This is a genomic window from Pseudomonas akapageensis (assembly GCF_011355085.1).
In the GTDB taxonomy this organism is placed as follows: Bacteria; Pseudomonadota; Gammaproteobacteria; order Pseudomonadales; family Pseudomonadaceae; genus Aquipseudomonas; species Aquipseudomonas akapageensis.
Genome location: NZ_VXCP01000058.1, coordinates 1 through 20,938, shown reverse-complemented (window position 1 = coordinate 20,938; position 20,938 = coordinate 1). Strand labels below are relative to the sequence as shown.

General features: G+C 61.7%; 19 protein-coding genes and 1 tRNA gene. 4 read left to right on the top strand and 16 right to left on the bottom strand.

Annotated elements, in window-relative coordinates; translation table 11 throughout:
- Window positions 1–100: 100 nt before the first annotated feature.
- Genes sppA through rluC form a run of 3 tightly spaced genes read right to left on the bottom strand, consistent with a single transcriptional unit; the run spans window position 101 to window position 2,713 of the window.
- Window positions 101–1,084: a signal peptide peptidase SppA gene (sppA, locus tag F2S13_RS27865; RefSeq protein ID WP_166367028.1), complete on the bottom strand. Its 984-nt coding sequence runs from the start codon at window positions 1,082–1,084 to the stop codon at window positions 101–103.
- A 20-nt stretch (window positions 1,085–1,104) separates the two neighbouring features.
- Window positions 1,105–1,767 carry an HAD-IA family hydrolase gene (locus tag F2S13_RS27860; protein WP_166367026.1) on the bottom strand — a complete coding sequence of 221 codons (663 nt, stop codon included), beginning with the start codon at window positions 1,765–1,767 and terminating at the stop codon, window positions 1,105–1,107.
- Window positions 1,757–2,713, bottom strand: a complete 957-nt coding sequence (gene rluC, locus F2S13_RS27855; RefSeq protein ID WP_166367024.1) for a 23S rRNA pseudouridine(955/2504/2580) synthase RluC — start codon at window positions 2,711–2,713, stop codon at window positions 1,757–1,759. The genes F2S13_RS27860 and rluC overlap by 11 nt, the downstream gene beginning before the upstream one ends.
- Window positions 2,714–3,466: 753 nt before the next feature.
- Here rluC and rne point away from each other — a divergent pair.
- A complete protein-coding gene (gene rne, locus F2S13_RS27850) occupies window positions 3,467–6,643 on the top strand; it encodes a ribonuclease E (RefSeq protein WP_166367022.1) in 3,177 nt (1,058 codons plus the stop codon).
- 209 nt (window positions 6,644–6,852) lie between these two features.
- On the opposite strand, the gene F2S13_RS27845 is transcribed toward rne, so the two are convergent.
- From F2S13_RS27845 to F2S13_RS27805, 9 genes are all read right to left on the bottom strand, one after another.
- Entirely contained in the window at window positions 6,853–7,443 is a 591-nt protein-coding gene (locus tag F2S13_RS27845) for a nucleotidyltransferase family protein (RefSeq protein ID WP_166367020.1), read from the bottom strand.
- Window positions 7,444–7,542: 99 nt separating this feature from the next.
- Window positions 7,543–8,562 (bottom strand): UDP-N-acetylmuramate dehydrogenase, encoded by a 1,020-nt coding sequence (murB, locus tag F2S13_RS27840; protein ID WP_166367018.1) that lies wholly within the window; start codon window positions 8,560–8,562, stop codon window positions 7,543–7,545.
- Window positions 8,559–9,023 carry a low molecular weight protein-tyrosine-phosphatase gene (locus tag F2S13_RS27835; RefSeq protein ID WP_166367016.1) on the bottom strand — a complete coding sequence of 155 codons (465 nt, stop codon included), beginning with the start codon at window positions 9,021–9,023 and terminating at the stop codon, window positions 8,559–8,561. The genes murB and F2S13_RS27835 overlap by 4 nt, the downstream gene beginning before the upstream one ends.
- Complete coding sequence (gene kdsB / locus F2S13_RS27830) at window positions 9,023–9,787, bottom strand: 3-deoxy-manno-octulosonate cytidylyltransferase (protein ID WP_166367014.1); 765 nt, start codon at window positions 9,785–9,787, stop codon at window positions 9,023–9,025. Before kdsB ends, F2S13_RS27835 begins: the two co-directional genes overlap by 1 nt.
- Entirely contained in the window at window positions 9,784–9,969 is a 186-nt protein-coding gene (locus F2S13_RS27825) for a Trm112 family protein (protein WP_003247142.1), read from the bottom strand. Before F2S13_RS27825 ends, kdsB begins: the two co-directional genes overlap by 4 nt.
- A gap of 36 nt (window positions 9,970–10,005) precedes the next feature.
- The gene (lpxK, locus tag F2S13_RS27820; protein ID WP_166367012.1) at window positions 10,006–11,016 is read right to left on the bottom strand and encodes a tetraacyldisaccharide 4'-kinase; all 1,011 of its coding nucleotides are present in this window, start codon (window positions 11,014–11,016) and stop codon (window positions 10,006–10,008) included.
- Window positions 11,016–11,444 carry a biopolymer transporter ExbD gene (locus tag F2S13_RS27815; protein ID WP_166367010.1) on the bottom strand — a complete coding sequence of 143 codons (429 nt, stop codon included), beginning with the start codon at window positions 11,442–11,444 and terminating at the stop codon, window positions 11,016–11,018. Before F2S13_RS27815 ends, lpxK begins: the two co-directional genes overlap by 1 nt.
- Window positions 11,441–12,076: a MotA/TolQ/ExbB proton channel family protein gene (locus tag F2S13_RS27810; RefSeq protein WP_166367030.1), complete on the bottom strand. Its 636-nt coding sequence runs from the start codon at window positions 12,074–12,076 to the stop codon at window positions 11,441–11,443. The genes F2S13_RS27815 and F2S13_RS27810 overlap by 4 nt, the downstream gene beginning before the upstream one ends.
- 72 nt (window positions 12,077–12,148) lie before the next feature.
- Window positions 12,149–14,383 (bottom strand): DNA internalization-related competence protein ComEC/Rec2, encoded by a 2,235-nt coding sequence (locus F2S13_RS27805; RefSeq protein ID WP_166367008.1) that lies wholly within the window; start codon window positions 14,381–14,383, stop codon window positions 12,149–12,151.
- A 139-nt stretch (window positions 14,384–14,522) separates the two neighbouring features.
- On the opposite strand from F2S13_RS27805, the gene F2S13_RS27800 reads away from it, so the two are divergent.
- The gene (locus F2S13_RS27800; protein WP_166367006.1) at window positions 14,523–15,041 is read left to right on the top strand and encodes a DUF2062 domain-containing protein; all 519 of its coding nucleotides are present in this window, start codon (window positions 14,523–14,525) and stop codon (window positions 15,039–15,041) included.
- Window positions 15,042–15,174: 133 nt separating this feature from the next.
- Here the strand turns inward: F2S13_RS27800 and F2S13_RS27795 are convergent, their stop codons facing one another.
- From F2S13_RS27795 to F2S13_RS27785, 3 genes are all read right to left on the bottom strand, one after another.
- Window positions 15,175–15,954 carry an ABC transporter permease gene (locus tag F2S13_RS27795; RefSeq protein WP_166367004.1) on the bottom strand — a complete coding sequence of 260 codons (780 nt, stop codon included), beginning with the start codon at window positions 15,952–15,954 and terminating at the stop codon, window positions 15,175–15,177.
- The gene (locus F2S13_RS27790; RefSeq protein WP_166367002.1) at window positions 15,951–16,883 is read right to left on the bottom strand and encodes an ABC transporter ATP-binding protein; all 933 of its coding nucleotides are present in this window, start codon (window positions 16,881–16,883) and stop codon (window positions 15,951–15,953) included. The genes F2S13_RS27795 and F2S13_RS27790 overlap by 4 nt, the downstream gene beginning before the upstream one ends.
- A gap of 134 nt (window positions 16,884–17,017) precedes the next feature.
- Window positions 17,018–17,641 (bottom strand): glutathione S-transferase family protein, encoded by a 624-nt coding sequence (locus F2S13_RS27785; protein ID WP_166367000.1) that lies wholly within the window; start codon window positions 17,639–17,641, stop codon window positions 17,018–17,020.
- Window positions 17,642–17,764: 123 nt separating this feature from the next.
- On the opposite strand from F2S13_RS27785, the gene F2S13_RS27780 reads away from it, so the two are divergent.
- On the top strand, window positions 17,765–20,212 hold the full coding sequence (locus tag F2S13_RS27780; RefSeq protein ID WP_166366999.1) for an acyl-CoA dehydrogenase: 2,448 nt from the start codon (window positions 17,765–17,767) through the stop codon (window positions 20,210–20,212).
- Between the two features lie 86 nt (window positions 20,213–20,298).
- Window positions 20,299–20,712 (top strand): PA2817 family protein, encoded by a 414-nt coding sequence (locus tag F2S13_RS27775; protein WP_166366998.1) that lies wholly within the window; start codon window positions 20,299–20,301, stop codon window positions 20,710–20,712.
- A 126-nt stretch (window positions 20,713–20,838) separates the two neighbouring features.
- Here F2S13_RS27775 and F2S13_RS27770 read toward each other — a convergent pair.
- Window positions 20,839–20,914 (bottom strand) — tRNA-Gly (locus F2S13_RS27770).
- Between the last annotated feature and the right edge of the window lie 24 nt (window positions 20,915–20,938).

The following is a 20,938-nucleotide window of genomic DNA, read 5'->3' as shown; positions in this document are numbered from 1 at the left end:
TGGAGTCCCGCAGGGGCTCCTTGGCGATCTTGAGATCACACGCCCGCTTCGCGGTCGAGTGCAGCCTGCGGCAGCGGCTACGCCAATTGTCGGCAGCCTGTCAGCGCAACGAAGGCCCCTGAAACCCCATCCACAAAGCCAGATGCTCGGCCACGCTGGCACCCAGGCGCTTGGAGAAGCGATCAAGCGGCGACTCTTCCACCGTGAAGTCCACCAACTCCTTCTCGCCGATCACATCCCGCGCCACGTAACTGGCACTGCCCAGCCCGTCGACCAAGCCCAGCTGCAGGGCCTGCTCGCCCGACCAGACCAGGCCGGAGAACAATTCTGGATGCTCCTTGTCTTTCAGACGATCCCCGCGCCCCTGCTTGACGCTGGCAATGAACTGGCGGTGAGTCGTATCGAGCACGCTCTGCCAGAATTCGGTTTCCTCTGGCTTTTGCGGCTGAAACGGATCGAGGAAGGACTTGTGCTCGCCCGACGTATAGGTACGCCGCTCGACCCCAAGTTTCTCCATGGTCCCGACAAAGCCATAGCCTGCCGCCGTGACGCCGATGGAGCCGACCAGGCTGGCCTTGTCCGCATAGATCTGGTCAGCGGCACTGGCGATGTAATACGCTCCCGAAGCACCCAGATCGGAGATCACCGCATACAGCTTGATGTCCGGGTACTGGGCCCGCAGGCGACGAATCTCGTCATAAACGTAACCCGACTGCACCGGACTGCCGCCCGGGCTATTGATGCGCAGGATCACGCCCTTGGTTTTCGAATCCTCGAAGGCTGCACGCAAGCTGGCGACGATATTGTCGGCACTGGCCGCTTCCTTGTCCGCGATCATGCCGCGCACTTCGATCAGCGCCGTATGGTTGGAGCCGCGCGCCGCGGCCTTGTCCATATCCATCATCGGCGTGAACAGCGCCAGAATCCCGAACAGATAAACAAAGGTCAGCAGCTTGAAAAAGATTCCCCAGCGCCGGGCGCGACGCTGCTCCTGTACCCCAGCCAGCAGGGTCTTTTCCAGCAACTGCCAGCTCTTGTCTTCGCCATTCTTTTGCGCCTCGGGCGCTTTCCACTCATCCGACATATTCACCTACCCTGGAAAATTCAATGCGCTCGCTGGTCAAGCCAGGTGCGCAATTCGGGGAAACGCTCGATAGACAATCGCGGCTCGTAAACGCTCAATGCCTCGAGCGACAACGCTCCATACCCCACCGCAACCGAGTCCATGCCGGCATTTCGCGCCATCAACAAGTCGAATGACGAATCGCCAACCATCAAGGCTTGCGCCGGCCCGACCCCGCAATGAGCGAGAATTTGCTCGAGCATCAACGGGTGTGGCTTGCCCCGGGTTTCGTCGGCTGCGCGGGTGATATCGAAGAAATCTTCCCAGCCATGGGACCGCAACACCCGATCCAGGCCACGCCGGGCCTTGCCGGTGGCGACCGCCAACTGGTAGCCATCGGCGCGAAAAGCCTCCAGCGATTCGAGCACACCTGGAAACAGCGGCGACGGCTCGGCATCGAGCGCGACATAGCTTTCCGCGTAACGCTGACGAAAGGCAATCAGCTGCTCGTCGGAAAGCTCCGGATACAGAGTATGAATCGCCTCCGGCAGCGCCATACCGATGATGCCCTTGATGGCAACATCATCACGCTCCGGGTATCCGCCCGCTCGGGCCGCCATATTCATCGCCTCGACGATACGACCAACCGAGTCGGCCAAGGTACCGTCCCAATCGAAAATCAGCAGTTTGTACTCAGGCAGCACTCAAACGCTCCACGGTCTTGGCCCACATCTCATCCACCGGCGCCTCAAGCTTGAGCTCGCCGCCATCGGGCAGCGGCACGGTCAAGGCATAGGCGTGCAGGAACAGGCGCTTGCCGCCCAGGTCACGGATTTCCTTGGTGAAGTCTTCATCACCGTATTTGCTGTCACCGGCAATACAGTGCCCGGCATGCAAGGTATGCACGCGAATCTGGTGGGTGCGACCGGTAATCGGACGCGCCTCGACCATGGTCGCGAACTCGCCGAAGCGGCGCAGCACGCGGAAAACGGTCAGCGCCTCCTTGCCTTCTTCGTTGACCTCGACCATGCGCTCACCGGAACGCAGGTTGCTCTTGAGCAACGGCGCGTTGACCTGTTTCTTGGCCGTGGCCCAATGCCCGCGCACCAGCGCCATGTAGCGCTTGTCGACGCCGTCGCCGCGCAAGGCCGCATGCAAGTGCCGCAGCATGCTGCGCTTCTTGGCGATCATCAGCAGGCCGGACGTGTCGCGGTCCAGGCGATGGACCAGTTCCAGCTCCTTGGCATCGGGACGCAGCTGGCGAAAAGCCTCGATCACGCCATAATTCAGGCCGCTACCGCCGTGCACGGCAATGCCGGCCGGCTTGTTCAGCACGATCAGGGCCTTGTCTTCATAGACAATCGCCGCCTCCAGACGCTGCAACAGCCCCTGAGCCAGGGGCACCGGCTCGTCGCGCTCGGGCACCCGAACAGGTGGCACACGGATGATATCGCCGGCCTGAAGCTTGTACTCGGGCTTGATCCGCCCCTTGTTCACCCGCACTTCGCCTTTGCGCAAAATGCGATAAATCAAGGTCTTGGGTACACCCTTGAGTGCCGTGAAGAGGAAATTATCGATTCGTTGGCCGGCAAGTTCCGGCGCAACCTCAAGCAGCTGAACGCCGGAGGTTGGGGGGGTATTAGTCGTCATTGATCAATCATAACAATTTTTTATGGATTTGAAGCACTTAATGATTGCTGCTATAGTCGCGAACGCCGCCAAAAGCGGCTGGCCAGAGGATTACCGGCATTAGGCCGACCCTGACCGACGCAATTCATGAGGACGCGAGGCCGTCCGACGGGGTTTTCGCCAGTTTACGGAATGCCTGAAATCGTAACCAGCGCGTTTGAGAGAAGACCGACAAAAGACAAGAAAAACGGTGTTTCTGCACTCACTTTCAGTTTTTTTTCGATGACCCATCACTCAGCGCAGTCGCTTTCACGCCATCCGGGCGAATGCTTCGGAAATACAGAGCCTTAGCCATAATGCGCGAGCTCCCAATCGGAGATTGCGATAAATGCCAACCCGTTGCGGATTCAGCGCGCGGCAGCACCCGAATTATCAGGGATACGTGTAGGGTGGAGATGCACAACTGTCGGACCGTGTAGTACTGCGCCTTGTCGAGAAGCCACATCTGGCCCCCTCGCGACAAAGCCCGGACTTGATCAAGACGCCTCGACTGGCGTCCATGGCCAACAGCTGATTCCTCCTCCTGACTGAGTGCTTTTGACACCACAGCAAGCAGGACGCGTCGTCGCGATTTCGCCCCACTGGTCCGCCAGGAGCAGGCGAACGTTGCTAGACACTGGAGCGGCAAGCCGCCCCTGACGCACCTGACACCGACCGTGAGAAGTCGTGTGTGCCGAACGCCGTTTCCGGCAGCCCGGAAACCGACGGTACTACATGAAAAGAATGCTGATTAACGCAACTCAACCCGAAGAGTTGCGTGTTGCTCTGGTAGATGGCCAGCGCCTCTACGACCTGGATATCGAATCCGGTGCTCGCGAGCAGAAAAAGGCCAACATCTACAAAGGCCGGATCACGCGTATCGAACCGAGCCTGGAGGCTGCCTTTGTCGATTTCGGCTCTGAGCGCCATGGCTTCCTTCCCCTGAAGGAAATCTCCCGCGAATACTTCAAGAAATCCCCTGAAGGCCGCGTCAACATCAAGGACGTCCTGAGCGAAGGCCAGGAAGTCATCGTTCAGGTCGAGAAAGAAGAACGTGGCAACAAGGGCGCAGCCCTGACCACCTTCATCAGCCTGGCTGGCCGCTATCTGGTCCTGATGCCTAACAACCCGCGCGCCGGCGGTATCTCGCGCCGTATCGAAGGCGAAGAGCGCAATGAACTGCGCGAAGCCCTCAACGGTCTGGTCGCCCCTGCCGACATGGGTCTGATCGTGCGCACTGCCGGCCTCGGCCGCAGCAGCGAAGAAATGCAATGGGACCTGGACTACCTGCTGCAGCTCTGGACCGCGATCAAGGAAGCTTCGCTGGATCGTTCCGCACCTTTCCTGATCTACCAGGAAAGCAACGTGATCATCCGCGCCATCCGCGATTACCTGCGCCAGGACATCGGCGAAGTGCTGATCGACAGCATCGAAGCCCAGGAAGAAGCCCTGACCTTCATCCGCCAGGTGATGCCGCAGTACGCCAGCAAGATCAAGCTGTACGAAGACAGCGTTCCACTGTTCAACCGCTTCCAGATCGAAAGCCAGATCGAAACCGCCTTCCAGCGCGTGGTCGACCTGCCTTCCGGCGGCTCGATCGTGATCGACCCGACCGAAGCCCTGGTGTCCATCGACATCAACTCGGCGCGCGCCACCAAAGGCAGCGACATCGAAGAAACCGCCCTGCAGACCAACCTGGAAGCGGCTGAAGAAATCGCCCGCCAGCTGCGCCTGCGTGACATCGGCGGTCTGATCGTGATCGACTTCATCGACATGACCCCAGCCAAGAACCAGCGCGCCGTGGAAGAAAAAGTCCGCGAATGCCTGGAAGCCGACCGCGCCCGCGTTCAAGTCGGCCGCATCTCGCGCTTCGGCCTGCTGGAAATGTCGCGTCAGCGCCTGCGTCCATCGCTGGGCGAAAGCAGCGGCATCGTCTGCCCGCGCTGCAGCGGCACCGGCATCATCCGTGACGTCGAATCCCTGTCGCTGGCCATCCTGCGCCTGATTGAAGAAGAAGCCCTGAAGGACCGCACCGCCGAAGTTCGCGCCCAGGTGCCGATCCCGGTCGCTGCGTTCCTGCTCAACGAAAAACGCAATTCGATCACCAAGATCGAGCTGCGCACCCGCGCCCGCATCGTCATCCTGCCGAACGACCACCTCGAGACGCCACACTTCGAAGTGCAGCGCCTGCGTGACGACAGCCCGGAAGCCCAGACCAACCAGTCCAGCTACGAAATCGCTGCCGCCGAAATCGAAGAAACCCAGCCAGTAGCCGCCACCCGCACCCTGGTTCGCCAGGAAGCCGCGGTCAAGACTGCGCCTGCACGTACTTCGGCACCGGTACCGGCAACTCCGGAACCGGTGGCTGCCCCGGCGCCTGCGCCAGTCGTGCCCGAGCCTAGCCTGTTCAAGGGCCTGGTGAAGTCGCTGGTCAGCCTGTTTGCAGGCAACAAGGAAGAGCCAGCTGCGCCTGTCGTGGTCGAGAAGCCTGCCACCACCGAACGCCCGCCGCGCAACGAAGAGCGTCGCAGCGGTCGTCAACAGAGCCGCAGCCGCAACGGCCGTCGCGAGGAAGATCGCAAGCCTCGCGAAGAACGCGTCCCACGCGAAGAGCGTCAACCACGCGAAGTCCGCGAGGAAGCTCCGGCAGCCCGCGAAGAGCGCGCGCCACGTGCACCGCGTGAAGAGCGTCAACCACGCCCGCCGCGAGAAGAGCGTCGCCCACGTGAAGAGCGTCCGGTTCGTGAACTGCGTGAGCCACTGGATGCCGTTGCACCCATCGAACGTGAAGAACGTGCACCGCGCGAAGAGCGTACTCCTCGTGAAGAACGCGCCCCTCGCGAAGAGCGCGCACCACGTGAAGAACGTGCACCCCGCGAAGAACGCGCCCCGCGTGAAGAGCGTCAACCACGCCCACCACGCGAAGAGCGTCAGCCTCGCGTCGAGCAGGCCGTAGCCGCCACTGCCGAAGAAATCCTGCCGAACGAAGAGCTGTTGCAGGAAGAGACCGAAGGCGCCGATGGCGAGCGTCCACGTCGCCGCTCTCGCGGTCAGCGTCGTCGCAGCAACCGTCGTGAGCGTCAGCGTGATGCCAACGGCAACGTGGTGGAAGGCTCGGAAGAAAGCGGTGAAGAATTCGCCGCTGACCTGGCCGCCGGCCTGGCCGTAACCGCCGCCGTCGCCAGCAGCACCATCAGCGCACCTGCCGAAGCCCAGGCCAACCGCCAGGCTGAACTGGCCACCGCTGCCACCGAGCCAAGCCTTGAGCTGGCTGCACCGGCCGCTGAAGCAGTCAGCGAAGCGGCACCTGTCGAAACCGCACCTGTGGTCGAAGCAGCACCGGCTCGCGAGCCTGAAGTGCAGGCCGAAGCCGTAGAAGCTCCAGTGGTTGAGCAGCCGGTTGCCCCGACCGCCGAAGCGTTCGAGCCTCGTACTACCGAGCAAGCCATTGCGCCGGCTGTGGAAATCGCGCCAGCTCCGATCGAAGCTGAAGTGGTCGAAGCCGCACCGGCAGCAGCTCCAGTCATCGAAGCCGAGCCTGTGGTTCCAGCACCTGTCGTGGAAGCCGCTCATGTGGTTGAAGCCCCGGCTGCCGCACCTGCAGCGGCCGAAGAAGCGCCGTCCACCGTGCTGACCCCGAGCGGCCGCGCGCCGAACGACCCACGTGAAGTGCGTCGCCGCAAGCGTGAAGCCGAGCGTCTGGCCAAGGAAGCTGAACTGGCTGCCGCCGCCCCCGCTCCAATTGCTGAAGCCGCGGTCGAGAGCCCTGTTGCAGTCGAAGCCGAAGTGGTCGAGCAGCCTGCTGCTGAAACCACGCCGGTAATCGACGAGAACCTGCGCTCGGCTGAAGAAGTGGTTGAGCGTCGCCCTGAAGCCCTGGAAGAGAGCAAAGAGCCTAAACCGCTCGCCTGATTCCATCGGCTGAAAAAAAGCCCCGCCTGCTGATGCAGGCGGGGCTTTTTTTTGAACGCGCCGCGGCCACTGTAGCCGCTGCCGAAGGCTGCGCTCGACCGCGAAGCGGGCGCAGGATCTCAAGGCCGCCCAGGGACTCCCTGCGGGACTCCAGCGCAGCCTTCGGCAGCGGCTACATGCGATCGGCAGCAGACTCCAGACTGCCCCCCTTACCTTTCGAAGTTCAACGCCGCCGGCGTATCCACATCCCAAAGCACACCACGGTCCTCGACAACGATCTGCTGCACATTGCCAGCCTGGAACAACTGACGACCGCCGCGATCACCCGTCAGCGCCGCCAACTGCGCCGCGAATGCGCGTCCGAAACCTACCGGATGCCCATAGGCATCGCCGCACTGCGCAACACTGATCTTCTCGTCCATGATCGATGCAGCCAGAAGGGACAGCGTCTCGGGCCGAATGAATGGCATATCACCGAGCACAACCAGCCATCCGACCTCATCGGCACTCATCCGTACAGCCGCAGCAATGGAATCCCCCATGCCCGGCGAGTCCAGGCTCAACACTTCACAACCATAGGCCTGCGCCAATGCGATCACTGCACCGCGCTCCGGCCGGGTAACCAGCACGCGCCGCCCGGGCACGCCTTGCAGATTGACCAATACCTGTTCGAGCACCGGTCGCTGCTGCCCATCCAGGCCCAGGCACGGCGCCAGGAGTTTATCCGCGCCAACGCCCGCCACGGCCTGGTAACGACTCCCCTGCCCGGCCGCCAGAATCACTATGCATAGGTCTTTCATCGGGACAGCATCCTGGTTGGATTTATCAGTCAAAAAAAACCCCGCTGACTCGATCGAGTGCGGGGTCTGTATTTGCCCATAGCTTAGATGGGATCAGGCTCAATACAGATTCGGTTCCATTTCCAGATGCACACCGAAGCGCTCGACGATGTCGGCCTGAATCCGCTGCGCCAGAGCCTGCAGCTGCCCACCCGTGGCATTGCCGTAGTTGACCAGCACCAGCGCCTGCAGACGATGAACGCCGGCATCGCCGTCGCGATGGCCCTTCCAGCCAGCCTGCTCGATGAGCCAGCCTGCGGCCAGTTTGATCTGGCCATCAGCCTGTGGATAAGCCACCAGCCCCGGGTATTTGAGCTTGATCTCGGCAGCCAGGGTCGCTGCGATAACCGGGTTCTTGAAGAAACTCCCGGCATTACCCAACTCGGCGGGATCAGGGAGTTTTTCCCGACGGATGCTGCAAATGGCCTGACTGACATCCCGTGGCGAAGGCTGCTCGATGCCCTGCTCGGTCAAGCGCTGACGCACCGGCCCGTAGTCCAGATGCAAATGCGCCACCCGGTCCAGCGCGAAACGCACACGCAGAATCAACCAGCGTCCCGGTTCGCGCTTGAACAGGCTGTCGCGATAACCGAACGCACAGGCTTCGAGGTCGAACTCGCGCAGCTCGCCGGTCTGGCGATCCAGCGCAGTCAACCCGCTGAACACGTCTTTGATCTCGACCCCGTAGGCGCCGATGTTCTGCATGGGCGCCGCACCCACCGTACCAGGAATCAGGCTGAGGTTTTCCAGGCCCGACAGTCCGTGCTCGAGGCTCCATTGCACGAACGGGTGCCAGGGCTCGCCAGCTTCGGCCTCCACGATAACCCGCGCTCCGTCATCACTCAGCACGTGAATGCCGCGACTGGCCATGCGCAGCACCAGCGCCTGCACGTCCCCGGTCAGCAGCAGGTTGCTGCCACCGCCAATCACCAGCAAGGGAATGGGCAACTGCGCCGCATACGCCAGCGCCTGGCGCACGTCCTCGTCGCTGTGGGCCTCGGCAAACAGCTTGGCATCCACATCGATACCAAAGGTGTTGTAATGCTTGAGCGATACGTTCGATCGCACCTGAAGGCTCATACCCGCCCCTTCAGTTCGATCACCAGCGCGCTGCAGGCTTGCTCGATCAGATCGAGCACTCGCTCGAAGCCTTGCTCGCCCCCGTAGTAAGGGTCTGGTACTTCATCGACGGCTCCATCGAAACGGCGCAGGAACAGATCCAGCTCCGCCTTGGCCGCCGCAGGTTGCATGGCCTTGAGGTTGCCCAGGTTGCTCTTGTCCATCGCCAGGATCAGGTCATAGCGGTGGAAATCCGCCGCACTGACTTGCTGGGCGCGTTGCTGCGACAAATCGTAACCGCGCAACAGCGCGGCACGGCGAGTGCGCGCATCGGGCGCCTTGCCCACATGCCAGTCACCGGTACCGGCCGAGGCGACCTCGATCCGGTCATCCAGTCCTGCAACCTTCAGTTGATGACGCAGCACGCCCTCGGCAGTCGGCGAACGGCAGATATTGCCCAGGCAGACAAACAGAACCCGCATCAAGCCTCCAGCAGGCGCCTTACGCGCTCAAGGTCTTCGGGGGTATCGACACCCGGCGGTGGTGTTTCCTGCGCATCGGCGACATGGATTCGCACGCCGTGCCAAAGTGCACGCAGTTGCTCCAGCGATTCGGCGTTTTCCAGCCAGCACGGACCCCAGCTGACGAAATCATGCAGAAAACCCGCGCGGTAGGCATAAATGCCGATGTGCCGGCGGTAGGGAACACCTTGTGGCAGCGCTTCGCGGCTCCTGGCGAAGTCATCGCGCGCCCAGGGCAGCGGTGCGCGACTAAAGGTCAGCGCCAGGCCATTGAGGTCGGCAACGACCTTGACCACATTCGGATTGAACAGTGCCTCGACGTCATCGATCGGTTCGGCCAGGGTCGCAATGCCGGCTTCGGCGTGGGCGGCCAGGTTGGCGGCAACCTGATTGATCACTGCCGGCGGAATCAACGGCTCGTCGCCCTGGACGTTGACCACGATGGCGTCGGCCGCCAGGCCCAATTGCGCAGCAACTTCCGCCAGGCGATCGGTGCCGGAGTTGTGGTCCTCGCGGGTCATCAACACTTCGGCGCCGAATGCCCGGCATGCCTCCACAATCCGCGTATCATCGGTGGCTACCACGACCCGCTCGGCAGCGCTTTTGCGCGCCTGTTCCCAGACATGCTGGACCATCGGCTTGCCGGCGATCTGTTTCAACGGCTTGCCAGGAAAGCGGGTTGAACCGAAACGCGCCGGAATCACAACGGTAAAGGCTGCACTCATTTATCCAGGCGCTCATCGTCGGTCAGGGTACGCGCTTCGCTTTCCAGCATCACCGGAATGCCGTCACGAATAGGGTAGGCAAGACCCGCGCCCTTGCTGATCAGCTCGGTCTTGTCGGCGCTGAGCTTGAGCGGCCCCTTGGTAATCGGGCAAGCCAGGATATCGAGCAATTTGGTGTCCATGGAGTAATCCTCAGGCATAAAGCAATAAAGGCGGGGTCAGGGCTGTGGTCGATCAGGTATCAGCCGCAACAGCTGCGCATCGAACCAGGTCACGAACGCCTGGGATGGCACCGCGTCGACCGCCAGATACCACCAGTCATCGGCCGCGAAGGCACGGCATTTCACCGCATCCTTTTCAGTCATGACCAATGGCAACGACGGCATGAAATTCAAAACCTCGGCGCTGTATTCAGCGTGATCGGCGAAAGCGTGGGGCTCAGGCTGCCAGTGTAGCGCCTGCAGGGTATTGAAGAAACGTTGCGGATTGCCGATGCCGGCTACTGCGTGCATCTGCTGGCCAGGGCCGAAATGATCGAGTGCATGGCGCTCACCGCTGCGCAGGTTGACCAGGGCGGTTGGCTGCAGGGTGAAGGCATAGCCATCGGCGCGATCACTGTTCGCACCGTTATAAAGCAACGCGTCAACCGACTGCAGACGCTCGATCGGCTCGCGCAGGGGACCGGCCGGCAGGCAACGACCATTGCCCAGCCCGCGGGCGGCATCGATCAGCACCAGTTCCAGGTCCCGCGCCAAGCGGTAATGCTGCAGACCGTCGTCGGACAGAATCAGGTCCAGGGGCTCGGCGGCCGTCAGCGCCTGCACGGCGCGACTGCGGTCCGGGTCGATCATCAGCGGTACGCCGCTGCGTTGAACGATAAGCAAGGGTTCATCACCGGCCACCGCCGCGCTTTGTTCGGCCGTGACGCGCCAGGGTAGCTGCGGCGGCTGGGCACCATAGCCGCGGCTGACCACACCGACGCGCAGCCCCTTGCGCCGACAGTGTTCGATCAACCAGAGAATCATCGGCGTCTTGCCAGTGCCCCCGACGGTAATGTTACCTACCACCAGTACCGGGACCGGCGAGCGATAGATGCCACCCACCCCCGCGACAAAACGCTCGCGCTTGCGTTGCACGACGCCGCGGTACAGCCACTCGAGCGGGCGCAATAACGCCAGCGCCGGATGACCTTCGTACCAGGCCGAGAGCAAGCGGTCGGAAAATGCCATCAGGGCTTGCTCTGCGCCTCGACGGTGGTCATGCGCAGATGGCTGAAGCCCAGCTTGCCGGCAGCATCCATTGCGGTGACAACGGCCTGGTGGGGAGTCTTGCCATCAGCGCTGATCGACAACGGCAGGTTGGTGTCACCGGCCGACTCCTTTTGCACCGCGTCCATCAAGGTCGCCAGATCGCTTTTGGGCAACAGATGGTTGTTCACCGAATAAACGCCTTCGGCACTGATCGTGATATCCAGTTGCTTGAGCTCGGAGTCCGGTGGCGGCGTGGCGCTGACGGCCTCCGGCAGTTCGACGCGCAACTGGGTCTCGCGAGTGAAGGTCGTGGTCACGACGAAGAACAGCAACAGAATGAAAACCACATCAATCAACGATGCCAGGTTGATGTCGACAGTCTCACGCGGCTTGCGACGGAATTTCACGCCCTGCCCTCGGCCAGATCAACATCACGGTCGCCCTGCACCACTTCGACCAGCTTGATGGCTTCCTGCTCCATGCCCACCACCAGCTCATCGATGCGGCGCTGCAGGAAGCGATGGAAGAACACCGAGGGAATACCCACCATCAAACCGGCGGCGGTGGTGATCAGCGCCTTGGAAATACCACCGGCGAGCACCGCCGCGTTGGTCCCCATGCCGGTCCCCATGAAGGCACTGAAAATATCGATCATGCCCAGTACGGTACCGAGCAGGCCAAGCAAGGGTGCCATGGCTGCAATAGTGCCCAGGGCGTTGATGTAACGCTCCAGCTCATGGATGACGCGGGCTGCGGCCTCTTCGATGCATTCTTTCATGATCTCGCGACCATGCCTGGAATTGGCCAGGCCCGCGGCGAGGATCTCGCCCAGCGGCGAATTGGCGCGCAATTCCTTGAGTTTTTCCTTGTTCAGCTGCTTGTCCTTGATCCACATCCAGACCTGGCCCAGCAGATGCGGAGGCGTGACGCGGCTGGCTCGCAGTGTCCAGAGCCGTTCGGCAACGATGCCGGCAGCGGCAATGGAGCTCAGGATGATCGGAAGCATCATCCAACCACCGGACTTGACCAATTCCCACACAGTAACGACCCCCTTGAAAAAGTCCGCCAGTCTAACATAGGGGGCCTTGGTGCCGAAGGCCGTCATGTCGGCTCAAGCCTCCGGCACAATGACATCACGCCAGAAGCGTCGTTGTGCCCGCAGCCCCTGGGGGACACTGTAACTCCCCAGTTGCAGACGCAAGGCACCCTGCTCGACATTGTCATAGGTAGCGATGCCCAGTGCCCTGTAGCGCGCCATGACCTGGGGGTGCGGATGACCGAAGGCATTGTGCCGGCCGCGGGAAATCAGCACGCCCCGGGGCGCAGTAGCCTCGAGAAACGGCCGCGACGATGAACTGCGGCTGCCGTGATGAGGTGCCTGCAACCAATGTACCTGGGTCGCCTGCGCAGATTGCAGCCACGCACGCTCGCTACGGGCATCCATATCACCGGTCAGAAACAGTCGCTCGCCCTGGGCATTGACCATCAATACACAGGAATCCTGATTGCTGTCGCCGGCCTGGGACCATTGCCACAGCGAGAAACTCACGCCATCCCACTCCCACCGCTCGCCACTGACGCAAGGCTGAGCCTGGAGCATTGCCGGCAAAGCCGCGGCCTCGCCACTGAGTACGCGTTTCACCGGTAGCCCGCGCATCACGGCCGGTGCTCCACCGGCGTGGTCGGCATCGGCATGACTGAGCAGCATCAGGTCGAGCTCGCGTACTCCAAGCCTGCGCAATACCGGCAGAACCACCCGTTCGCCCAGGTCGGCGCCACCCAGGGCCGGGCCTGCGTCGTAGAGCATCGCATGCTGACGGGTGCGCAGAATGAAGGCCAGGCCCTGGCCCACATCCAGTTGCCAGACTTCGACCTCGCCCGGCGGGATTTTCCCCTGAGGTGCAAACGCCGCCAGCAGCAGCAACGGCCACCCGAGCGGCCGCACCGGGATACCCTTGGGCAACAGCAACAGCAGTGCGCCCAGACAGCTGAGCAACCACGCCCACACAGGAATGGCGGGTGGCAACCAGGCAGACCGCCAGTCGGCGATCCGCGCCAGGCAGTCGAACAAGGCACCGAGCAGACCGCCCGCCAGCCAAAGCAGGCTTTCCCCCACGACAGGCACCGGCAACAGGACAGTACCCAGCAGTGCCAGGGGAAGCACGCCGATACTCACCCATGGCACTGCCAGCAGATTGGCCAGCGGTGCGCTGACACTGATCGGCAACCCAAGTACCAGCAGCATCGGCAGCAACCCGATCGCGACCAGCCATTGCGCGCGAGTCCAGGCCTGCCACGCCCGCCAGGCCCCCAGGCGACCGCTGAACGCCAGGATCAGCACCGCAACGGCGGCGAAAGACAGCCAGAACCCCGGCTGCAGGCTGGCCAGCGGCTCGAGGACCAACACACCGACAAGCGCCAGCAACAAGGGCCAGCCGACGCCCAGGTGGCGGAACCGCAGGCGCCAGAGCAGCACCAGCCCGAGCATGATGCAGGCACGTCGGACCGGCACCTGGAACCCGGCGAGCAAGCCATAGCCGAGCGCCGCCGCGAATGCCAGGCCACAGGCCCAGGGTAACCAGGGCAAGGCCCGTGGCCAGCAACCATATCGCGCCAAGCCCGCAATGAGGGCGTACACCAACCCGGCCAGCATGCCGATATGCTGCCCCGAGATGACCAGCAAATGCACCGTGCCGGTGTCCTGCAGGATTCGCCAGTCACGGGCATCAAGACTATCGCCGTCACCGAGCACCAGCGCTGCCAGGCCGCCTTCACGGCCCTGGGCATCGACGTCGAGCAGGCGCTGGCGCACAGCGTCCCGCCACGCGGCGCTGGCCGGCGCCAGCAACTCCCCGGCCTTGACGCTGCCAGTGGCACCCATGCGCCTCGCCAGCAAGGCCGCCTCCTGATCAGGAACGTGCGGGTTGACCAACCCGCTCGGCCGCTTGAGGTTCACCGCCAGGCGCCAACGCTCGCCGCTATTGACCGACGGCCCGCCATACCAGCTCAAGCGCATTAGTGAAGGGAGTTCGGCTCGGCGCGAGGTGGCATCGGCCAGCTCGAAGCGCACGGCGCGTTCGGACTGGCTCGGCAGCCCGACCACCCGCCCCTCCACCCATAACGTGCGTCCGTCCAGTTCGGGCGCCAGGCGCTGGTCCAACGCCCATTGCGCCGAGACACAGGCCCAGCACAAGCCCAGCAGAAAACAGCCAAGGGGGTAGCTGCGAAATGGCAGCAACAACAGCCCGACCACCGCCAGTACCGTCAATGACCCGACCGGTGGCAATGCTGGAAGAAAACGCAGGCATAACAGCCCGAGTGCGAGCGCAACCATCCCTGTGCGCATGAATACAGCCTCTGCAGGTATCCGTTCCTGAGGCTTAGACCATGGGCGGCGCGTCCAGCTTTATTAATTGTCACAAAGTCTGAATTTGCCGTTCAAGGAAACTGTGCATACTTGGCCGACCCGACCACCGAGAATCCCCATGCCGCGTCGTCTTTTCAAACGCTACATGCCAGACCCGACCAGCATCAGGGAACACAAGTCCTTACGCTTTCTCGGGCGCCTGCTGCATGACCCCAACCTCTGGCACCTCAATCGCCATTCGGTATCCAGGGCCATGGCCGTCGGCCTGTTCGCCGCATTCATCCCGATACCGATGCAGATGCTGCTGGCGGCCGTTCTGGCGATCATGGTGCGCGGCAACATGCCGATCGCCGTCAGCCTGGTCTGGCTGACCAACCCGATCACCATGCCGCCCGTGTTTTTCTGCACCTATCAGATGGGCGCCTGGCTGATGCGGGTGCCGCCCCGGAGCCTGCCCGACGAATTGACTTTTGAATGGATCACCGGCCAGCTGTCGACGCTCTGGCAGCCGTTCTTGCTGGGTTCGCTGGTCTGCGGCCTGCTACTGGGCGCGCTTGGTTATTGCCTGACCATGCTCTACTGGCGCTGGTGGGTGGGCCGGCAATGGCGCCGGCGCAAGAATCGAGCGCAGCCTTAAAAGGCTCGGAAAATCCTCTGTGGGAGCTGGCTTGCCAGCGATGAGATCACTGCGATGCTTCAGACAAACCGTGTCGCCTGCATCGCTGGCAAGCCAGCTCCCACAGAGAGATCACACCAATAAAAGATGGTCCTCAGGTACGCATCCCACGCCCGCTGACCAGCAACCGCGCACAGCTGAAATACAGCACCAGCGTGGCGACCAGCATGAACGTAATGGCCACGCCGATGCGGATATCCGACACGCCGAGAATGCCGTAACGGAACGAGTTGACCATGTGCAACACCGGGTTGGCCAGCGACACGGTCTGCCAGAATGGCGGCAGCAGGTTGATCGAGTAGAACACCCCGCCCAGGTATGTCAGCGGCGTCAGCACGAAAGTCGGGATAATCGAGATATCGTCGAAATTGCGCGCAAACACCGCATTGATAAAGCCCAGCAATGAGAAAATAGTTGCCGTCAGCAACACCACCAGAATGGTCACGCCCAGGTGATGAACCTGCAGATGGGTAAAGAACAGCGACAACAGCGTCACGATCACGCCCACTGCAAGGCCACGCAGTACGCCGCCAAGGGTATAACCGATCAGAATCGTGTGAGGCGACACCGGTGAAACCATCAATTCTTCGATCGAGCGCTGGAACTTGCTGCCAAAGAAGCTCGACACCACGTTGCCGTAGGAGTTGGTGATCACCGACATCATGATCAGGCCCGGCACAATATATTCCATATAGGTGAAGCCACCCATATCGCCAATTTGCCGACCGATCAGGTTACCGAAGATGACGAAATACAGGACCATGGTGATGGCCGGCGGCAGCAATGTTTGTGGCCAGATCCGCATGAAGCGGCGTATTTCACGATAAACGATGGTATTGAGGGCAACCAGATTGGCGCTCAGTTCCGAACTCATACCGCCACCTTCGCCAGATTTTTTTCCACCAAAGACACGAACAACTCCTCAAGGCGATTGGTCTTGTTACGCAGGCTTTGCACTTCAATGTTCTGCAAGGCCAACTGAGCGAACAGCCCGGTGATGCCCACGGCCTTGTCCACTTGAACTTCAAGGGTATGGCCATCGACCAGCCGGCAAGGGTAGCCCTGCAACTGTGGCGCGACCTGCAGATTCCCCTTGAGATCGAGCAGGAAGGTCTCGACATGCAGCGTGCTCAACAATTGGCGCATGCTGGTGTTTTCGACAATGGTGCCGTGGTCGATGATGCCGATGTTGCGGCACAGCTGCTCGGCCTCCTCCAGATAGTGAGTGGTGAGGATGATCGTGATGCCCTTGCGATTGAGCTCGGTGAGGAAGGTCCACATCGAGCGTCGCAGTTCGATGTCCACGCCGGCGGTCGGCTCATCGAGAATCAGCAGACGCGGCTCATGGATCAACGCCCGCGCGATCATCAAGCGGCGTTTCATACCACCGGACAGCGAGCGCGAAGGTACATCGCGCTTGTCCCACAGACCGAGCTGGGTCAGGTATTGCTCTGCCCGCTCCTTGGCCACCTTCAGGGGGATGCCGTAGTAGCCCGCCTGGGTCACGACGATATCGAAGGTCTTCTCGAACTGGTTGAAGTTGAACTCCTGCGGCACCACACCGATGCAGCGCTTGAGCGCGGCCGGTTGGCGATCCAGATCGTTGCCGAAGATATTCACGGTGCCGCTGGTTTTGTTCACCAGCGTCGACAGTATGCCGATTGTCGTGGACTTGCCGGCACCGTTGGGGCCGAGCAGCGCAAAGAAGTCACCTTCGGCCACGTCCAGATCAATACCATGCAGGGCCTGGAAACCGTTGCCGTAGGTTTTGGTAAGTTGCCGGATGGTTAGAGCGGAACTCATAAAGGATTTATGCACCGAAAATGGAGATAGTTCATGAAATAAGGACGCAGCCCATTAAATACAACGGCGGCGAATAAGACCAATGGTGCGGGTCTGCGCCACGCAAGTACAGTGATACGCATTGATAGTGACTATTACGTCAACGCGGTCATGACCGCCGCCTGATAGGCCGGGCGCTCTGTCAGGCGCTCGTACCAGTCCTTGAGATGGCGCATCTCGGGCCGCTCGATAGGCATTTCGAACCAGGCGTAGGCAAAACTGCCCAGCGGAATATCGCCCATGCCGGGGGCCTGCCCGGAAAGCCAAGGCTGCTGCGCCAGCGCTTGATCGGCAATCGACAACAATTGCGCGCAGGCCTTGTGCGCGGCATTGATCGCCACCCAGTCCTGCTGCTCGGGCGGAGTCCGCAGAATGCCCCAGAACAGATGCCGGAAGGGCTCGGCCAGGGAAGTCGAGGTCCAGTCCATCCACTTGTCGGCCCTGGCCCTGACGACCGGATCGGCCGGGTACCAGTCCGAATCCGGTGCGTAGCGTGCAGCCAGGTACCGGACGATGGCATTGGACTCCCACAGTACCAACCCGTCATCCTCGATCACCGGGATCCGCCCATTGGGATTCATTGCACGGTATTGCGGCTCATCGACCAGGCCGAAAGCGCCACCTGCGTCGATCGATTCGTAGGGCAACTCCAGCTCCTGCGCGCACCACAACACCTTCCTGACGTTGCTTGAGTTTTTCCTTCCCCAGATCTTGAGCATGATCCTCTCCATTCATCCGTTTGGTCCGCCAGTCTACTCCTGACGCCGACGAACTCCAGCTACCCGGAGCGGTTCCACGGATGGGGGCTAAGCTCAATGGCGAATCTTCACGGAGAAACAGATATGTTGCTGTTGTGGTTACTCGCGCTGGTTATCGGCGTCGCCTGGCTGGCCCATCGTCGCACCCCGGTTTTCCCTGCCCTGGGCATCGTTGCCGTCTTTTTGCTGGCCATGGGCATGTTCAGCCGCGCCCCGGGCTGGCTGATGGGGATTTTCTGGCTGTTGCTCCTGGCCACGGCCCTGCCACTGGTCTTGCCCGAGATGCGCCGCAAATACCTGACTACTCCCCTGTTCGCCTGGTTCCAGCGCACCTTGCCCCCCATGTCCGTGACCGAGCGTGAAGCGATCGAGGCCGGAACCGTCTGGTGGGATGGCGAGCTGTTCAGTGGCCGACCCGACTGGGAAACCCTGCTGGCCTACCCCAAGGTAGAGCTGAGCGAGGAAGAACAAGCCTTCATCGACGGTCCGACCGAAGAACTCTGCGCCATGGTCAGCGACTGGCAGATCGGCCAGGCCATGGACCTGCCCGCCAACGCCTGGGCCCATATCAAGCAGCACAGCTTCTTTGCCCTGATCATCCCCAAGGCCTATGGCGGCAAAGGCTTTTCGGCCTATGCCCACTCACAGGTGGCGATGAAACTGGCGACTCGCAGCGGTGACCTTGCCTCAACCGTCATGGTCCCCAACTCGCTGGGCCCCGCCGAGTTACTGCTGCATTACGGAACCGATGAGCAACGCGATTACTACCTGCCTCGCCTGGCCCGTGGCGAAGAGATCCCCTGTTTTGCCCTCACCGGACCGCTGGCGGGTTCCGATGCCGGGTCCATGCCGGACACCGGGATCATCTGCAAGGGTCAATGGCAGGGCCAGGAAACCCTCGGGCTGCGCCTGAACTGGGAAAAGCGCTACATCACCCTCGGACCGGTCGCCACCTTGCTCGGCGTTGCCTTCAAGGCTTATGACCCTGAACACTTGATCGGTGATGAGGTGGACCTGGGGATAAGTCTGGCGCTGGTGCCGACTGACACCGCCGGTGTCGATATCGGTCGCCGCCACCTGCCCCTCGGCGCTGCATTCATGAACGGTCCCAATACCGGCAAGGATGTGTTCATTCCGCTGGACTACCTGATCGGTGGCCAGGAAATGCTCGGCAAGGGCTGGATGATGCTGATGAACTGCCTGTCCGTGGGTCGCTCCATCTCCCTGCCGGCCGTGGGCACCGGGGCTGCCAAATACAGCAGCCTGGTCACTGGCCAATATGCGCGGATTCGCGAACAGTTCAACGTACCCCTGGCCGCCTTCGAAGGGATTCAGGAAGCGCTGGCACGCATCGGCGGCAATGCCTGGTTGATGGACAGTGCGCGCATGTTGACGGCCAATGCCGTGGACCTGGGGGAAAAACCCTCGGTGCTCTCGGCGATTCTCAAGTACCACCTGACCGAACGCGGTCGCGAGTGCATCAGCCACGCCATGGATGTGCATGGCGGCAAGGGCATCATCATGGGCCCGAACAACTACCTGGGACGCCTTTGGCAAAGTGCGCCCATTTCTATCACCGTGGAAGGCGCGAACATCCTCTCGCGCAACTTGATGATCTTCGGCCAGGGCGCCATCCGCTGCCATCCCTTCGTTCTCAAGGAAATGGCCCTTGCCGGGCGTGAAGACCGCGAGCAGGCACTCAAGGAGTTCGACCAGTTGCTGCTCCAGCACATCGGTTTCACCGTCGGCAATGCCGCCAGCACGCTGATCCACAACCTGGGCCTTGGCAGTTTTGAAACCGCACCCGGCGATGCACTCAGCCAAGGCTACTTCCGCGCCCTCAACCGCCAGGCCGCCGCCTTCGCCATGCTCGCCGACCTGTGCATGATGCTGCTGGGCGGTGAGCTCAAACGCCGCGAACGCCTCTCCGCACGCCTGGGCGATGTCCTCAGCAACCTCTATCTGGGCTCTGCAGCACTCAAGCGCTATCACGACCTCGGTTCGCCGGAACATATGCGCCCGCTGTTGAACTGGGCCATGGAAGAAAGCCTCGGTCAGGCTGAGCGCGCCCTCGACGAACTGCTGAGAAACTTCCCCAGCCGGGTCCTGGGTTGCCTGCTGCGCGGCATCGTATTCCCCTTTGGTCGCCGCCACACCGGACCGTCCGACGCGCTCGACGCCGAAGTCGCCGAGATCATCGGTCGCGACAAGGGCGACCCGACACTGGAAGAGTTGCTGCAAGGCTGCTATCGCCCGCAATCGCCAGACGATGCGGTCGGCGCACTGCAACACGCCTGCGAGTTGTCGGCCGCCAGCCAATCCCTGCAACACAAACTGCACATGGCACTCAAGAGTGGTCAGGTTCAACCAGAAGCTGGCGAACACGCCATCGACGCCGCCCTGCATGGCGGCGTACTGCAGGCTGGCGAAGCGGAAAACCTGCGCCAGGCTGAAGCTGCAAGACGCAAGGTCATCGATGTGGATGACTTCAGCAAGGAAGAATTGCACCTGGCAGAGGGCAGGATTCGCTGAACGGCAACGCCCAGGACGTTCGACCTGAGACATCGGGCGCCGAGAGCCGTATACTCTCGCGCCCGTTTTGCTCTAGAGGACCCATCATGGCCAACGCCCATCTCGACCATCATCTCATCCTGCTCGACCATCTGCGCAGCATCCTGGTCGCCCTGGGTGAAGCCGAGCAAGTGCCGGAAGAAAGCCATGCGCTGTTCCTGGAGCGCTTCGACGAACTGCGCGCGCAACTGCCAGTAGATCCGATCGAAAGCCAGTACCTGGGCCAGGACATCATGTGCCAGATCATCACGCGCTACCCGCAGATCGCTCACCTGGTACCACGCGACCTGCTGTGGTTCTTTGCCGGCGACTGCCTGCACTATATGCCCGACGAAGAGATCGACCTGTACCAGGCGCTGGAAGAGCGCCGTTACGAGGCCGAACAGAACGACGAACCTTTCGACTGGAATCAGGAAAAGCAGTTGCTGGCGTTGTCGACTCAGGACAGCAGCAAGCACTGATTGCTTTCCCCCAGACAAAAAAGCCCGCCAGGTTAAACCAGGCGGGCTTTTTTTATGGCTTCAGGTGCACGAGCCGAATTCGATACAAACAAAAACGCCGCTCAATGAGCGGCGTTTTTGTGAAATTGGAGCGGGAAACGAGACTCGAACTCGCGACCCCGACCTTGGCAAGGTCGTGCTCTACCAACTGAGCTATTCCCGCAAATGGCGTCCCCTAGGGGACTCG

Excerpts from the sequence above, each read along its gene's own strand:
- F2S13_RS27790 (WP_166367002.1), bottom strand. The coding sequence starts at position 16,883 with ATGAGTTCCGCTCTAACCATCCGGCAACTTACCAAAACCTACGGCAAC.
- lpxK (WP_166367012.1), bottom strand. The coding sequence starts at position 11,016 with ATGGCATTTTCCGACCGCTTGCTCTCGGCCTGGTACGAAGGTCATCCG.
- rluC (WP_166367024.1), bottom strand. The coding sequence starts at position 2,713 with ATGACGACTAATACCCCCCCAACCTCCGGCGTTCAGCTGCTTGAGGTT.
- sppA (WP_166367028.1), bottom strand. The coding sequence starts at position 1,084 with ATGTCGGATGAGTGGAAAGCGCCCGAGGCGCAAAAGAATGGCGAAGAC.
- rne (WP_166367022.1), top strand. The coding sequence starts at position 3,467 with ATGAAAAGAATGCTGATTAACGCAACTCAACCCGAAGAGTTGCGTGTT.
- murB (WP_166367018.1), bottom strand. The coding sequence starts at position 8,562 with ATGAGCCTTCAGGTGCGATCGAACGTATCGCTCAAGCATTACAACACC.
- F2S13_RS27800 (WP_166367006.1), top strand. The coding sequence starts at position 14,523 with ATGCCGCGTCGTCTTTTCAAACGCTACATGCCAGACCCGACCAGCATC.
- kdsB (WP_166367014.1), bottom strand. The coding sequence starts at position 9,787 with ATGAGTGCAGCCTTTACCGTTGTGATTCCGGCGCGTTTCGGTTCAACC.
- F2S13_RS27775 (WP_166366998.1), top strand. The coding sequence starts at position 20,299 with ATGGCCAACGCCCATCTCGACCATCATCTCATCCTGCTCGACCATCTG.
- F2S13_RS27845 (WP_166367020.1), bottom strand. The coding sequence starts at position 7,443 with ATGAAAGACCTATGCATAGTGATTCTGGCGGCCGGGCAGGGGAGTCGT.
- F2S13_RS27835 (WP_166367016.1), bottom strand. The coding sequence starts at position 9,023 with ATGCGGGTTCTGTTTGTCTGCCTGGGCAATATCTGCCGTTCGCCGACT.
- F2S13_RS27780 (WP_166366999.1), top strand. The coding sequence starts at position 17,765 with ATGTTGCTGTTGTGGTTACTCGCGCTGGTTATCGGCGTCGCCTGGCTG.
- F2S13_RS27795 (WP_166367004.1), bottom strand. The coding sequence starts at position 15,954 with ATGAGTTCGGAACTGAGCGCCAATCTGGTTGCCCTCAATACCATCGTT.
- F2S13_RS27785 (WP_166367000.1), bottom strand. The coding sequence starts at position 17,641 with ATGCTCAAGATCTGGGGAAGGAAAAACTCAAGCAACGTCAGGAAGGTG.
- F2S13_RS27805 (WP_166367008.1), bottom strand. The coding sequence starts at position 14,383 with ATGCGCACAGGGATGGTTGCGCTCGCACTCGGGCTGTTATGCCTGCGT.
- F2S13_RS27825 (WP_003247142.1), bottom strand. The coding sequence starts at position 9,969 with ATGGACACCAAATTGCTCGATATCCTGGCTTGCCCGATTACCAAGGGG.